The 14,533-nt window shown below is 67.2% G+C and carries 14 protein-coding genes; 5 read left to right on the plus strand and 9 right to left on the minus strand.

Translation table 11 applies throughout. The annotated features are described in order from the left end of the window. Window positions 1-11: 11 nt before the first annotated feature. The 3 genes from AC1PQG_RS17055 to AC1PQG_RS17065 all read left to right on the plus strand — a co-directional run bounded on the left by AC1PQG_RS17055 (window position 12) and on the right by AC1PQG_RS17065 (window position 3,115). The gene (locus AC1PQG_RS17055; protein WP_481119010.1) at window positions 12-1,580 is read left to right on the plus strand and encodes a YHS domain-containing protein; all 1,569 of its coding nucleotides are present in this window, start codon (window positions 12-14) and stop codon (window positions 1,578-1,580) included. Between the two features lie 91 nt (window positions 1,581-1,671). After that, on the plus strand, window positions 1,672-2,037 hold the full coding sequence (locus AC1PQG_RS17060; protein ID WP_481119011.1) for a phenol hydroxylase subunit P4: 366 nt from the start codon (window positions 1,672-1,674) through the stop codon (window positions 2,035-2,037). A gap of 13 nt (window positions 2,038-2,050) precedes the next feature. Beyond that, window positions 2,051-3,115, plus strand: coding sequence for a 2Fe-2S iron-sulfur cluster-binding protein (locus AC1PQG_RS17065; RefSeq protein ID WP_481119012.1), 1,065 nt, complete (start codon window positions 2,051-2,053; stop codon window positions 3,113-3,115). A gap of 3 nt (window positions 3,116-3,118) precedes the next feature. Here AC1PQG_RS17065 and AC1PQG_RS17070 read toward each other — a convergent pair whose 3' ends face one another. From AC1PQG_RS17070 to AC1PQG_RS17110, 9 genes are all read right to left on the minus strand, one after another. After that, complete coding sequence (locus tag AC1PQG_RS17070) at window positions 3,119-4,891, minus strand: sigma 54-interacting transcriptional regulator (protein ID WP_481119013.1); 1,773 nt, start codon at window positions 4,889-4,891, stop codon at window positions 3,119-3,121. A 281-nt stretch (window positions 4,892-5,172) separates the two neighbouring features. Then, window positions 5,173-5,970 carry a 2-oxopent-4-enoate hydratase gene (gene dmpE / locus AC1PQG_RS17075; RefSeq protein WP_481119014.1) on the minus strand — a complete coding sequence of 266 codons (798 nt, stop codon included), beginning with the start codon at window positions 5,968-5,970 and terminating at the stop codon, window positions 5,173-5,175. 24 nt (window positions 5,971-5,994) lie between these two features. Then, a complete protein-coding gene (locus AC1PQG_RS17080; RefSeq protein WP_481119015.1) occupies window positions 5,995-6,591 on the minus strand; it encodes a hemerythrin domain-containing protein in 597 nt (198 codons plus the stop codon). Between the two features lie 2 nt (window positions 6,592-6,593). Beyond that, window positions 6,594-7,652 (minus strand): branched-chain amino acid ABC transporter permease, encoded by a 1,059-nt coding sequence (locus tag AC1PQG_RS17085; RefSeq protein WP_481119016.1) that lies wholly within the window; start codon window positions 7,650-7,652, stop codon window positions 6,594-6,596. A gap of 5 nt (window positions 7,653-7,657) precedes the next feature. Then, a complete protein-coding gene (locus AC1PQG_RS17090; protein ID WP_481119017.1) occupies window positions 7,658-8,518 on the minus strand; it encodes a branched-chain amino acid ABC transporter permease in 861 nt (286 codons plus the stop codon). Window positions 8,519-8,520: 2 nt separating this feature from the next. Next, on the minus strand, window positions 8,521-9,225 hold the full coding sequence (locus tag AC1PQG_RS17095) for an ABC transporter ATP-binding protein (RefSeq protein ID WP_481119018.1): 705 nt from the start codon (window positions 9,223-9,225) through the stop codon (window positions 8,521-8,523). After that, window positions 9,222-9,938 carry an ABC transporter ATP-binding protein gene (locus AC1PQG_RS17100; RefSeq protein ID WP_079435985.1) on the minus strand — a complete coding sequence of 239 codons (717 nt, stop codon included), beginning with the start codon at window positions 9,936-9,938 and terminating at the stop codon, window positions 9,222-9,224. Before AC1PQG_RS17100 ends, AC1PQG_RS17095 begins: the two co-directional genes overlap by 4 nt. 20 nt (window positions 9,939-9,958) lie before the next feature. Further along, a complete protein-coding gene (locus AC1PQG_RS17105; RefSeq protein WP_481119019.1) occupies window positions 9,959-10,852 on the minus strand; it encodes a SphA family protein in 894 nt (297 codons plus the stop codon). A gap of 101 nt (window positions 10,853-10,953) precedes the next feature. Continuing rightward, window positions 10,954-12,225, minus strand: coding sequence for an ABC transporter substrate-binding protein (locus tag AC1PQG_RS17110; protein ID WP_481119020.1), 1,272 nt, complete (start codon window positions 12,223-12,225; stop codon window positions 10,954-10,956). 190 nt (window positions 12,226-12,415) lie between these two features. Between AC1PQG_RS17110 and AC1PQG_RS17115 the strand changes: the two genes are divergently transcribed. Beyond that, window positions 12,416-13,312 carry a LysR substrate-binding domain-containing protein gene (locus AC1PQG_RS17115; protein ID WP_481119021.1) on the plus strand — a complete coding sequence of 299 codons (897 nt, stop codon included), beginning with the start codon at window positions 12,416-12,418 and terminating at the stop codon, window positions 13,310-13,312. A gap of 208 nt (window positions 13,313-13,520) precedes the next feature. Next, entirely contained in the window at window positions 13,521-14,447 is a 927-nt protein-coding gene (locus AC1PQG_RS17120) for a catechol 2,3-dioxygenase (RefSeq protein WP_481119022.1), read from the plus strand. Window positions 14,448-14,533 lie beyond the last annotated feature (86 nt).

The following is a 14,533-nucleotide window of genomic DNA, read 5'->3' on the forward strand; positions in this document are numbered from 1 at the left end:
AGCCCCCAAGCATGAACACCCAAGACACCCGCCGGCCGACCGGCAAGAAGCTGAGCCTCAAGGAAAAATACGCGCTGATGACCCGCGGCCTGGGCTGGGACACCAGCTACGAGCCGATGGACAAGGCCTTCGACCAGCTCGGCCTGGAAGGCATCAAGATCCACGACTGGGACAAGTGGGAAGACCCGTTCCGCCTGACCATGGACGCCTACTGGAAATACCAGGCCGAGAAGGAACGCAAGCTCTACGCGGTGCTCGACGCCTTCCAGCAGAACAACGGGCACCTCAACATCTCCGACGCCCGCTACGTGAACACGCTGAAGCTGTTCTTCACCGGCATCACGCCGGCCGAGTACAACGCCCACCGCCTGTTCGCCATGCTCGGCCGCCAGTTCCCCGGCCCCGGCGCGGCGATCGCCTGCCAGATGCAGGCGGTGGACGAGCTGCGCCACGTGCAGACCCAGATCCACAGCATCAGCCAGTACAACAAGTACTTCAACGGCCTGCACGACCACACGGTGATGAACGACCGCCTGTGGTACCTGTCGGTGCCCAAGTCCTTCTTCGAGGACGCCATCTCGTCTGGCCCCTTCGAGCAGATCATCGCGATCTCCTTCGCCCTCGAATACCTGCTCACCAACCTCGTCTTCATGCCCTTCATGTCCGGCGCCGCCTACAACGGCGACATGGCCACGGTGACCTTCGGCTTCTCGTCCCAGTCGGACGAAGCCCGCCACATGACGCTGGGCCTGGAGTGCATCAAGTTCGTGCTGGAGCAGGACCCGGGCAACGCGGCGATCATCCAGCGCTACCTCGACAAGTGGTTCTGGCGCGGCTACAAGGTGCTCGGCCTGGTGTCGATGATGCTCGACTACATGCTGCCGAAGAAGGTCATGTCCTGGAAGGAAGCCTGGGAGATCTACTTCGTGCAGAACGGCGGCTCCCTGTTCAACGACCTCAGCCGCTACGGCCTGCGCATGCCCAAGTACTGGGAGCAGAGCGTCGCCGAGGCCGAGCACCTGTCCCACCAGACCTGGAACGCCTTCTACAACTTCTCCGGAGCCGCCGCCTTCCACGTATGGCTGCCGTCGGATGAGGACATGGCCTGGCTGGCCGGGAAGTACCCCAACACCTTCGACCAGCATTACCGCCCGCGCATCGAGCACTACCGGAAGCTGCAGGCCGAGGGCAAGCGCTACTACAACCCCAGCCTGCCCATGCTGTGCCAGACCTGCCAGACCCCGCTGATCTTCACGGAGATGGACGACCCCACGCGAACCAGCCACCGGCAGCTCGAACACGACGGCGACACCTACCACTTCTGCTCCGACGGCTGCCGGGACATCTTTGCCGGGCAACCCGACAAGTACGTCAGCGCCTGGCTGCCGGCCCACCAGATCCTGCAGGGCAACTGCGTCGAGCCCGGCGCCGAGGCCGCCGGCGATCCGGGCGCCGACGCGCTGCGCTATTTCCACGTGGTCGCCGGCCAGGACAACCTCGACTACGAAGGCTCCCCCGACGAAGCCAACTGGCTGCGCTGGAAGGGCCTCGACAAGACTCCGCCGGCCGCCGCGGCCTGAACACCCAGGGCGCCCCAGCGGCGCCCGCCCTTCCCCTTCTCATCCATACAGACAGGTGCCGCGCCCACGAGCGCGGCCCATGGAGACACACATGCACACCCACGCTCAACAAACGTCCGTCCCGCCCCTGGTCCGCGACCGGGTCGACAACTTCCACGGCCAGCAACTGCTCTACGTCGGCTGGGACCACCACACGATGATCTGCGCCCCCATCGCGCTGCTCGTTTCCCCCGAGCTGCGCTTCGGCGAAGTGATCGACGACCTGCTGCCCGCCAGCGCCTTCGCGCTGCACCCGGAGTGGCCGCAGATCGACTGGGCCCGCGTCGAGTGGCTGCTCGCCGACCGCCCCTTCACGCCGGAGCGGAGCGCCACGCTCGCCGCCCAGGGGCTCGGCCACAAGGCCTACCTGCGCCTGCGCACGCCGGCCCTGCGCGGCATCGCCGGCAGCGGCGCGTGAGCCGGGTGGCGCCATGAGCTACACGGTCACGATCGAACCGCTCGGCGCCAGCTTCGACGTCGAGGAGGGACAGACCCTCCTCGACGGCGCGCTGCGCCACGGCATCTACCTGCCCCACGCCTGCTGCCACGGCCTGTGCGGCACCTGCAAGGTCCGCGTGGTGGACGGCGAAGTGAGTCACGGCGACGCCTCGCCCTTCGCGCTGATGGACATGGAGCGGGACGAGGGCCGCTGCCTCGCCTGCTGCGCCACGCCGGAAGGTGACGTCGTCATCGAGGCGGACATCGACGAGGAACCCGACCAGCGCCCGATCCCGCTGCGCGACTTCAGCGGCCGCGTCGCCGCACTGCAGGACCTGACGCCGACCATCAAGGGTGTGACCATCGCCCTCGACGGCGACGGCCTCGACTTCCAGGCCGGGCAGTACGTCAACCTGGGCTGGCCCGGACTCGCCCAGCCACGGGCCTTCTCGCTGGCCAGCGCGCCAGCCGACGGGCGCCTGGTCGAGCTGAACATCCGCCGCGTACCGGGCGGCGAGGCCACCGGCTACATCCACGAGCGCCTGCAGGTCGGCGATCCGGTCACCGTCAGCGGGCCCCTCGGGCGCTTCTTCGTGCGCAAGTCCGATCCCCAGCCGATCCTCTTCATGGCCGGCGGCTCCGGGCTGTCCAGCCCGCGCTCGATGATCCTCGACCTGCTGCACAGCGACGGCGACACCCGCCCGATCACGCTGGTGTACGGCGCCCGCAACCGCGCCGAGCTGTACTACCACGCGGACTTCGTCGAACTGGCCGCCCGCCATCCCAACTTCCGCTACCTGCCGGCCCTCAGCGAGCCCACCGCGGACTGTGCCTGGGACGGCGCCACCGGCTTCGTGCATGACGCGGCGTGGTCACTGTTCGACGGCGACTTCCGCGGTCACAAGGCCTATCTGTGCGGCCCGCCGCCGATGATCGAGAGCGGCGTCCGCACGCTGATGAAGGGCCGCCTGTTCGAACGAGACATCCACACCGAGAAGTTCCTGTCCGCCGCCGACGCCGCCCAGCAAAGCCGCAGCCCGCTGTTCAAAAACCTCTGAGGCTCACTCCTCCTTGTCCCGCTCCAGCCGGTACGCCAGCTGGGCGCGGGACATGCCGAGCAGGCGTGCGGCGTGGGACAGGTTGCCGTTGGCGCGCTTCACCGCCTCGCGCATCGCGCCGCGCTCCAGCGCCTTCAGCGGCATCGCCAGGTCCAGCGCCCGCTCGACGAGGTCCTGCACTTCGGCGCCGTCGGGCTCCTCCACGTCCTCCACCTGACTGGCCGGGCGTACCGCGCCGCGGGGGTCCATCGCCAGCAGCCCGTCGCCCAATGCCTCCTCGGCCTGGAACAGGTGGTGGCGGTCGATGGCCCGGTCCTCCTGGGCGAGGATCAGGCCGCGCTCGATGAGGTTCTCCAGCTCGCGCACATTGCCCGGGTAGTCGTAGCCCAGCAGCGCCGCGATGGCCCGGTGAGTGAAGCCGGACACCCGCTTGCCGTGGGCCGCCGAGAACTTGTTGATGAAGTGATTGACCAGCAGCGCGATGTCGTCGCGCCGCTCGCGCAGCGGCGGAATGCGGATCGGAAAGACGTTGAGGCGGTAGTACAGGTCGGCGCGGAAGCGCCCTTCCCGTACTGCGGCGGCCAGGTCCACGTTGGTCGCCGCCACCACGCGCACATCCACCGCCCGTGACGACGAGCCGCCGACGCGCTCGATCTCCCGCTCCTGCAGGGCGCGCAGCAGCTTGGCCTGGGCCGGCTCGTTGAGGGTGCCGATCTCGTCGAGGAACAAGGTGCCCTTGTCAGCCCGCTCGAAGCGGCCCTTGCGCGCCTCGCCGGCACCCGTGTAGGCGCCCCGCTCCACGCCGAACAGTTCGGCCTCCAGCAGGTTTTCGGGAATCGCCGCGCAATTCAGCGCGACGAAAGGCCCCTCCGCGCGCTTGCTGAGGCGGTGCAGCATCTTGGCAAAGCGCTCCTTGCCGACGCCGGTCTCGCCGAGCAGCAGCGTCGCCGCATTGGTGCCCGCCACCTGGCGCAGCTTGTGGCAGGCGGACAGGAAGCCGGACGAGGCGCCGACCATGAAATCGCAGTCCGACGGGCCGGCCGGCGCGCCGCTGGCGTCCTCGAAAGGCGAACGGCGGCGCACCAGCGACGCATTGACGAAGTCCTCGGTGCGCAGAAAACCCAGGTCGGCCTCCACGTCGCCCCACTCGTCCACCGGCTTGCCGATGATGTGGCAATGGGCGTGGCCGGCGCCGCGGCACTCCACCTCGCGGAACAGGATCGGGCGGCCGAACAGCGCACTGTTGAAGCCCGACGCGTAGCCGGCCTGCATCCAGCACACCGGCTCGGCGGCGACGCCGGCGGCCTCCATGTGGGTGGTCGCCTCGACGGAGTCGTGCCAGATCTGCTCCACGTAATGCACGCCCCGCTCCACGTCGATGTCGATGCGGATCGGCTCCACCGCGACGAAGCCCTCCAGCGCGTGCATCTGCGGCCCCACCGCGAACACGTCGATCAGCCGGCGGCTGCCGCGCAGCTTGATCGCCAGCGTCGCGTCGCGGGCGCCGGCGGAATAGCCGATGCGTGTGAACAGCGCCCGCGCCTTGTCCACGCCGAGGGTTTCCAGCAGCTCCCGGCGCAGGCCGGCGAACACCGACGCGCGCAGCAGCACGGTGCGTTCGTCGTCGAGCCAGATGCGCCCATCCTCCGGCGCGAAGCGCAGGCGCGCGGCGATGTCGCGCAGGTCCGCCAGGCGCGGCACCGTGCCCTGCCCGTCCGCCTCGATGCGGATCGCCGCGTGCTCGAAACGGGCGTCCATGCCATGGTCCTTGTTCATGGGTCGTCTCCCCCGGTCTTTTTTTGTCGTCCGCCCATCTTAGGGCACGGACTGCCGTGGATAAAAAAATGCCCCGGGATGGCCGCAACATCCCGGGGCCAGGTCGGCCGACCTGAGAGGAGAGGAAAGACTGAATCGGTCGAGGGAAACATCCTCCCCGGCATGAGCCTGCGGCCGGGGAGCCTCACCGACGGGCTAGTCGGTGAAGCGCAGGGGCAATGCGCCGGGCCGCTGGCAGCGCGCGACGGCGGCGCCATTGCGGGACGGGATCACCCCGTCGTTCATACGGCGCTCTTGCCGGAGAAGCTCACACGGCAGCTGCCGAGGCCGCTGATGGTGCACACCAGCTCGTCGCCGTCCTTCACCGGCACCAGCGGGGACTGGGAGCCGGACAGAATCACTTCACCGGCCTTGAACGGGATGCCCAGCGGGCCGAGGGTGTTGGCGAGCCAGGCCACCGCATTGGCCGGCGAGCCCTGCACCGCGGCACCGGTGCTGGTGGAATGCAGTTCGCCGTTGCGTTCGAGCACCATGGTGGCGCCAGCCAGGTCGAGCTCGCGCGGGTCACCCTTGGCCTTGCCGAGCACGAAGACGCCGCAGGAGGCGTTGTCCGCTACGGTGTCCTGGATCTTGATCTTCCAGTCGCGGATGCGCGAATCGATGATCTCGAAGCACGGCACCACGTAGTCGGTGGCACGGATCACGTCCGCCGCGGTGACTCCCGGCCCGATCAGGTCTTCCTTCAGCACGAAGGCCAGCTCGGCCTCGGCCTTGGGCTGGATCAGCGTGCCGAGGTCGATCGCGTCGCCTTCCTGGAACACCATGCCCGACGTGAGCTGACCGAAGTCCGGCTGGAAGACGCCGAGCATGTCCTGCACGGCCTTGCTGGTGACGCCGATCTTCTTGCCGACGATGGTCTCGCCGGCGGCGAGGCGGCGGGCGATGAACTCCAGCTGGATGCGGTAGGCGTCCTCGATGGACAGTTCCGGCTCCCGCTCCAGCAAGGGCGGCACCGTCTCCCGGCGCTGCCACGCGGCAAAGAGTTCGGCCCCGTAATGTTCGATGGTCTTGCCATCCATATGAATTACCTCTGGTCTGATGAATCAGGTGCCGCCCAGCCCAACCGGCGGCGGGGCGAGGCGGACGATGCGCGAGAAGAGCTGCTGGTAGAGCGGATCGAGACCGCTCACGCCGGTGCCGGCCAGCAGGCGACCGAGGGGGTCGTGGTTGGCCGCGAAGGCCTGGTCCATCTCCGCCCAGTCGGCCTCGCTCAGACTGCGCTCGGCGGCCGGCAGCACGATCTCCTCTTCGAGGCGCATGTGGTCCTCATAGAAGCGCAGGTAGATGCCGACGCTGGCCTCGAAGACAGCGCGGCGCTCGTCGCCGAGCAGTTCCCAGGCGAGCAGCTCGTGCTGCAGGCGGCGCACGGTCTCCTCGCCGCGGGCGTGCTCCCGGTCGAGGCGTGCCACCACGTCGCCGATCTCCGGCGCCCGCACCACCACGCGGGGGAACAGCAGGCTGGACTCGATGGGGTGGTGCTGCTTCTCGGGGATCTCGTCGATGTAGAACAGCATCGCGCGGACCACCTCGAAGTAGGCGGCGCGGTCTTCCCCCGGCCCCATGCGGACCATCATCGCGAGGGACTGCAGCATGGCAGCCAGCGACGCGTGTTCGTCGCGGATGACCTGTTTCGTCAGCATGCTCATAGGCTCACCTTGGGCATCAGTTGGGAAGGCGCGGCCGGCGTGTGGGCCGGGACGGGCGTCGCGGGCTGCACGTCGAGCTTGAGGATGCGCCGCGTCGGCAGCATCTCGAAGCCCAGGCGGCGCTGCAGGAAGCCGCCAAGCCCCTCGCGGAAGAACAGGGTCATGGCGATGGCCAGCAGGCCGAGGCCCATCTGGTACCAGGTACCGTAGTCGCTGAAGAACTTATTGAGGGCCCAGAACACCACGGCGCCGATCAGCGGCCCCTCGATGCGGCCGATGCCGCCGATCATCACGATGAAGATCGCGAAGGCCGTCCAGTTCACCCCGAAGGCGGCGTCCGGACTGATGCGCAGGTTGCTGACGAAGTACAACGCGCCGGCCATGCCGCAGCCGAAGGCGGCCACTACATACACCGCCAGCTTCATGCGGGCCACGCCGACGCCCTGGCTCTCGGCCGCCACCTCGCTGTCGCGGATGGCCTGCAGGGCCAGGCCCTGCTTGCTGCGCAGGAACAGGTACACCAGCGCGATGGCCGCCACCACGCAGCCCAGCGCGACCCAATAGGTGGTGTGCTCGCGGGTCGCCCGGCTGATCCCGCGCAGCGCCGTGAGGCTGGTGCCGGAGCCGCCACCTACCGCCGACACGTTGGCGATGCTAAGGCGGAACACCTCGGCGATGACCCACGTGCCGATCGAGAAGTAGCCACCCTGCAGCCGGAAGGCCAGCCGCGACACCGGCAGCGCGGCCAGCGCCGATACCAGCGCCGCCAGCGGGATGGCCAGGAAGGGGTTGAAGCCGAGGAAGTTGCCGAGGCTCAGCATCACGTAGCCGCCAAGCCCGAAGAAGGCCTGCTGGCCTACCGACACCATGCCGCCATAGCCGGCCAGCAGGTTCCACATCATCGCGAAGATCAGGTAGCAGGCGATCTCGACGAACTCCCGCATCCACGACGATTCGCCCCAGAAAGGCAGCGTCGCGGCAGCGACGCACAGCGCAGCGCCGATCCCGATGGTCGCCTGGGACGCCCGGGTGCTGCGAATGACGGTTGCACTCATGTCTCTCAACCCTTCGTTTTCGGAAAAAGGCCATTCGGGCGGACGAGCAGCACGGCCAGGAAGACCAGGTGCCCGAACCACACGCCCCAGCCCGGATCGAACTTGAAGCCCACCTGCTGGCTGACGCCGAGGACCAGCGCGCCGACGAAGGTGCCCCAGAAGGAACCCATGCCGCCGATGATCACCGACTCGAAGGCGAACAGCAGCAGCAGCGGGCCGTCGGCCGGCGACACCGTCGTGCGCAGGCCCTGGAACAGGCCGGCCAGCGCGATCAGCACGAAGGCCAGGGCCGTCGCCACCGAATAGACCTTGGCCGAGTTCAGGCCCATCAGCTCGGCCACCTCGCGGTCGTCGGACACGGCGCGGAAGGCGCGGCCGAGGGACGTCGTCGAGAACAGCAGCTGCAGGCCGGCGGTGCAGGCCAGCGCCGCGACCAGGATCAGCAGCGGCAGCGTGCCGACGTAGATGTCCCCGCCGAGGTTGAGGCTGCCGGTGGCCAGTTCGCCCGCATCCAGCGAACGGGGGTCCGCCGAGTAGATTTCCAAGAGCGCGTTCTGGATGACGATCGACAGCCCGAAGGTGACGACCAGCGACGGCAGCGGGTCCTTGCCGAGGGTGCGGTTGAGGACGGTCCGCTGCAGCGCGTAGCCGACCGCGAAGGCCACCGGCAGCAGCACGACGCCGGCCATCACGAAGTGGCCGCCGACCAGCGGCGCCACGGAGATGGCGGCAAAGCCGCCGGCCACGATGAGGTCGCCCTGGGCGATGTTGGTAAGGCGCATGACGCCGAACATCAACGACAACCCGAGGGAGAACAGGCAGTACAGCCCCCCGAGCAGCAGCCCCTGAATGATTGTTTCAGTCATGTCTAGATTCCAAAGTAGGCCTGGCTGATCTGCTCGCGGGTGAAGCCGTCGCTGGCCCCCTCGAGGGACACGCGCCCTTCCTGGAAGCAGTACAGGCGTTGCGACACCCGCTGGGCGACCATCACGTCCTGCTCGACGATCACCACGCTCATGCCTTCGGCGGCGATGGCCGGCAGCGCGTCGTAGATCTCCTTGATGACGATGGGCGCAAGGCCCAGGGAGATCTCGTCGCACAGCAGCAGGCGCGGGTTGCTCATCAGCGCGCGGCCGATGGCCACCATCTGCTGCTGGCCGCCCGACAGCGAGGTGGCGGGCACCTTCCGCTTCTCCTTGAGGATCGGGAACATGTCGTACAGGCGCTGCACGCTCCACGGCCCCGGCCGGCGGGCGTAGCCGCCCATCAGCAGGTTCTCCTCGACGCTCAGGCTGGGGAACAGACGGCGCCCTTCCGGCACCAGCGCGACGCCCTGGCGCACGATGTCGCCGGGCACGCTGCCGCCGCTGGGCTTGCCGTCGATCAGCACGGTTTCCGGCGCTACGCGGACGAGGCCGGTCACCGACTTGAGGAAGGTGCTCTTGCCGGCACCGTTGGCGCCGATCACCGCCACCGTCTCGCCTTCGCCGATGTGGAAGTCGATGCCGAACAAGGCCTGGGCATCGCCGTAATGGGCCCGCAGGCCCACCGTTTGCAGGAAAGGCGCCGTCATGCTTCGAGCCCCATGTAAACGCGCCGCACGTCCGGGTTGCCCATCACCGCCTCGGGTTCCCCTTCCGCCAGCTTCTCGCCGAAATTGATGACCAGCAGGCGGTCGGCGATGGACATCAGGGCGTGCACCACGTGCTCGATCCAGATCATCGTCGTGCCCTCGGCCTTGATGCGCTTCAGTTCCGCCACCAGCTCGGCCGCCTCGTGCTCGGTGAGGCCGCCGGCGATCTCGTCGAGGAGCAGCAGCTTCGGCTTGGTGGCCAGCGCGCGGGCCAGCTCCAGGCGCTTGCGGTTGAGCAGCGTGAGGCTGCCCGCCGGCTTGTTGGCGTGGGGCAGCAGGCCGGTCTTGTCGAGGATCTCGGCCGCCGTGTCCCAGGCCTGGCGCTCGCTGAGGCGGGCTCCGAAGCAGGCGGCGGTGACGAGGTTCTCGAAGACCGTCATGTTCCCGAAGGGATGAGGCACCTGGTAGCTGCGCCCGATGCCCGCCCGGCAGCGCTGGTGCGGCCGCAGGGCGGACACGTCCTGCCCCGCGAAGGTGACGCTGCCCGCATCGACGCGCACATCACCGGATATCAAATTGAACAACGTTGTCTTGCCGGCGCCGTTCGGCCCCAGGATGCCGAGCGTCTGGCCCTCCTCGACGGAGAACGAGACATCCCGGGTCACCTTGAGGGTGCCGTAGCTCTTGCTGACGTTGTCGACCCGTAGCAGCACGTCGATCTCCCGGGCCGCGCTCAGAGCGGGAAAACGGCCTTGACCCAGAACGCGGCGCCGTCGGCGCGGTTGCGCACGGCCATCTCGTCCTGGTACTTGGCGGTGATGAACCAGCCCTTGCCGCTGTCGTAGCGCACAGACGGACCGAAAGCGACGGCACGGCCCTTGTTGTTGTCGATAGTGGCGCCGTTCTGCGAATCGTTGGTGAGCTGCTGGTAGTAGTAGCCGCCGACGCCCAGCGTCCAGCCGCCGCCCACGCCCCAGCCGGCGGAGTAGTCGACGATCAGCTCCTTGCCGTCCTTGTAGTCGGTGTCGTCGTTCTTGAAGTTGTAGGTCCACATCGTCTTCAGGTCGGCGTTGAAGCCGTGGGGCTGGATGTAGCTGAAGCCGAGCACGGGCTGCAGCGCCCAGTGGTTGCGGCCGATGTTGGCCACGTCGCCCTTCTTGTAGGCGCCGGTCGGCGCGTAGATGTCGAGGGCCAGCACGCTGTGCAGCTTCTCGGAGAGGTGCCAGCCGAGCACCGGGCCGAAGGTCATGTCACCGAAGCCGGTCTTGCTCTGCTGCACGCCGGAGGCCACGTTCACGTCGAGATTGACGATCGGCAGGATGGCCTGCACGCCCAGCGAGGCGCCCGCCACGACCATCGGCGTCACATACACGACCCGCGGCACGATGGCGTTGGCGGTGACCTTGAAGGTGGACGTCGTGACCACTTCGCCGCCGTTGCCGCGCACCGCGTCGGCGCTGTAGTGCTGGTACCAGGCCATGCCGTACAGGCCCGGCGGCGGCAGTGCGCAGCAGGTGTAGTTCTCGGCGCCCACCGGGTAGATCGTGCCGCCGCCTTCGGTGGCTCCGGCCGCACCGGCCAGGGCTGCCAGCGCAAGTGCAAGGGCTGCGTTCAATTTATTGTTCATGGTCCGACTCCTCCTTTTTTTGGATGTGCGCGCCCCTGCGGGGCGTGACCTAGGTCGCCCGCATTGTCTCGATACGGGTTATGGGTGATGCCGGCTGGGGATCAGCCGTATTTGATGGGCAGCAGCTCGGCCTGAACGGGAATCATCGGGGCCTGGCTGTTATCGACGATCACCAGCTCCAGGCCCTTGCCGCGCTTCTGCCACTGGCCGGCGACCAGCGGGGTCTTGCTGATGTTGGGGACCGGCCCCTTGCGGAAGTCGATATGGCCGACGACGGAGTCGAGGCTGGTGCCGCGGATCGCATTGCGGATCGCTTCCGGGTCCTTGCCGCCGGAACGCTTGAGCACGTCCAGCGCGGTTTCGAACAGGGAGTGCTTGAGGCCCAGCGGCATCGTCCAGGGCTTGCCGCTGGCGGCCATGTAGGCGTCGGCCAGCTGGCGGGCGCTCTGCCCGGTGAGGCTGGACTTGAACGGGTGCGCCGGGCTCCACATCAGCTCGACGGTGAGCCCCTCGGCGCGGTCGCCGAAGGCCGCGACGGCCGCCGGGAACTCGGTTGCCTTGGCCACCGTGACGATCTTCGGGCGGAAGCCCTGCTGGCCGGCCTGGTTCCAGAAGTTGGCGAAATCCGGCGGCGGCACCACGCCAGTCACGATGTCCACGCCAGCGCCCTTGAAGGCCGAGATGAAGGACGAGAAATTGTTGATCGGCGACTGGAAGCGGCCGCGATCCACCACCTTGAAGCCCTTCGAGGCCAGCACCGGCGGGAAGCCCAGCTTGCCGTCGCCCCACGCGTTGCCGTCCTCGTCGTTGGGCCACAGGCCGCCGACCGCCTTGGAGGTGGGGATCTTGCCCCACAGGCTGGAGAAGGTGCCAATGATGTCTTCCAGGCCCCAGAAGAAGTGGTAGGTCCACTCGAAGCCCTGCTTAGGGTCGCCCTTGCGGCCAAAGAAATACGGCTGCCACGGGGCATCGTTGGTGATACAGGGCACGCCGTTGAGCTCGCACTGGTCGGCCACAGGGTTGGTGGTGGCCGGCGTGGAGGACGCGATGACCAAATCGACCTTGTCGCGCAGGATCAATTCGGCTGCGGCGGCGCCGGCGCGGTTCGGATTGGACTGGGAGTCCTTATAGACGATCTCCACCGCGTATTTCTTGCCACCGGACACGATGCCGCCGGCCACCGCCTTGCGCACCTGTTCGAGGGTGAAGGCATCGGGTTCCGCAAAGGCGGCCAAGGGGCCGGTCTGCGGGCTCACATAGCCGATCTTGAAGGTCGTCCCGCCGGCTGCACGCACCCACGGCGCGGCCAGCGACGTCGCCGCCACGGCGGCCCCGGACTTGAGGAGGGTGCGGCGAATGTGGTTTACCGTCATTTTTGTCTCCTGATATTTTTTCGTGTCTAATGTTCGCCCCGCCTGCGCCGGTAATTGGCATTGCGAGTGAATTGACGCTTTCTTGATGGCGGATGGGCAGGAATTGCCCGATGCCTGCGGCGAATTCTCGGCCCGGCGAAATAGCACGTCCAATATCGTTTTTGTCTTCAACTATACCGGGGAGGTATAAATGGAGTTGCGCCAGCTAAGGTATTTCGAGGCCGTGGCAAGCACCCTCAATTTCAGCCGTGCTGCCGAACGCCTGCACATCGCGCAACCTCCCCTGTCGCGCCAGATCCAGCAGCTCGAGGAGGAACTCGGCGTCCCGCTGCTCGACCGATCGAGCCGGCCGCTGAAGCTCACCAACGCCGGCAGCTTCTTCTACGACCAGACCGTGCAGGTATTGGCCCGCCTCAAGGAGATCCAGAAGGCCACGCGGCGGATCGGCGCCGGCAGCACGCGCTGGATGGGCATCGGCTTCGTACCGTCGATCCTCTATGGCTTCCTGCCCAACGTGCTGCAGCGCTTCACCACCGAGAACGACAAGCTCGACATCTCCCTGTCCGAGCTGACCTCCGTGCAGCAGGCCGAGGCGCTGAAGGCCGGGCGCATCGACGTGGGCTTCGGCCGCCTGGCGATTCAGGACGAAGGGCTGGAGAACATCGTCCTCACCGAAGAGGCGCTGGTCGTCGCCGTCCCCAGCAACAGCCCGCTGACCCGCGAGGCCTCGATTCCACTCAAACGCCTCGCCGGCGAAGTGCTGGTGCTCTACCCCGCCTCGCCGCGCCCCAGCTTCGCCGACCAAGTGCTGCACCAGTTCAGCGTGCGTGGTTACGAGATCGGCAAGACCTACGAAACCAACGGCCTGCAGACCGCCATCGGCCTCGTCGCAGCCGGCATGGGCGTGACGCTGGTGCCGGAATCCGTGCAGCGCCTGCGCCGCGACGACGTGGCCTACCGCCCCCTCGTCGAGCAGGGCCTGACCTCCCCGCTGATCATGACAATCCGCACCGGCGACACCTCGGCCCACGTCGCCACCTTCCGCGCGATGATCGAGGCCGCGCTGGTCTCGCCGGACGCAAGCTGAGCCGCCACCGGCCCGCCCCTACTATATCTATCAGGTATGGAGAGCAACCCCATCAGTATTTGACGCCATCCTCCTTTGCTTCGACCATTGCAGCATGACGTGGTCGGCACGCCCGGCCCGCCAATAAGAAACATGCGCATCGCATTGCGCGGACGATTTATTCAATACAAATAAATCTGCTGGTCGAACCATTAAAAGGAGGATTCAAATGTCAATGACGGGAGTATTGCGGCCGGGACACTGCCAATTGCGCGTTCTGGACCTGGAGGAGTCGGTCAATTTCTATACCAACGTATTTGGCCTGGTCGAAACGGGACGGGACAAATCGGGTCGCGTCTATTTCAAATGCCATGACGAGCGCGACCACCACAGCTTCATCATCCGCGAAGCCGACCGCGCCGGCATGGACTTCTATGCCTTCAAGGTGCGCGACAAGGCCACGCTGGAAAAGCTCAATTCGGACCTGCGCGCCTACGGCGTGCCGACCGAACGCATTCCGGCCGGCGAACTGCTCGAAACCGGCGAGCGCGTGCGCTTCGAGGTGCCCACCGGCCACCTGATCGAGCTCTACGCGGAAAAGACCGCCGTCGGCGACGGCCTCGGCTATGTGAATCCGGACGTGATCATCGAGAACCGCAAGGGCATCTCGCCGGTGCGCCTCGACCACTGGCAGATCCACGGCGCCGACCTGGATGGCAGCCGCGACCTGTTCGTCAATGTGCTCGGCTTCAGCCTGGTGGAGAAGATCCTCGGCGAAGACGGCAAGACCGACATGGCCGTGTGGCTGAGCTGTTCCACCAAGGCCCACGACATCGCCTTCGTGCGCGACGAGCGCAACAACACGTTGCACCACGCCTCCTTCCTGCTGGAAACCTGGGAGCAGGTGCTGCGCGCCGCCGACCTGATGGGCAAGTACCGCGTCTCCATCGACAACGGCCCGCTGCGCCACGGCATAACCCGCGGCACGACGATCTACTCCTTCGACCCGTCCGGCAACCGCTTGGAAACCTTCTGCGGCGGCTACGACTTCTATCCCGACATGCAGCCCTACACCTGGACCTGGGACGAACTGGGTTCGGCGATCTTCTATCACACCCGCGCCCTCAACGAGCGCTTCCTGACCGTCGTGACCTGACGACGGCGCCGCGGACGGGCTGACGCCCCGACCCGTCCGGCCCTTCCCTCTGTCTGACCGAGCGACGTCCCCGCGCCCAGCGCGGG

The organism is Zoogloea sp. GDB6, from assembly GCF_056724105.1.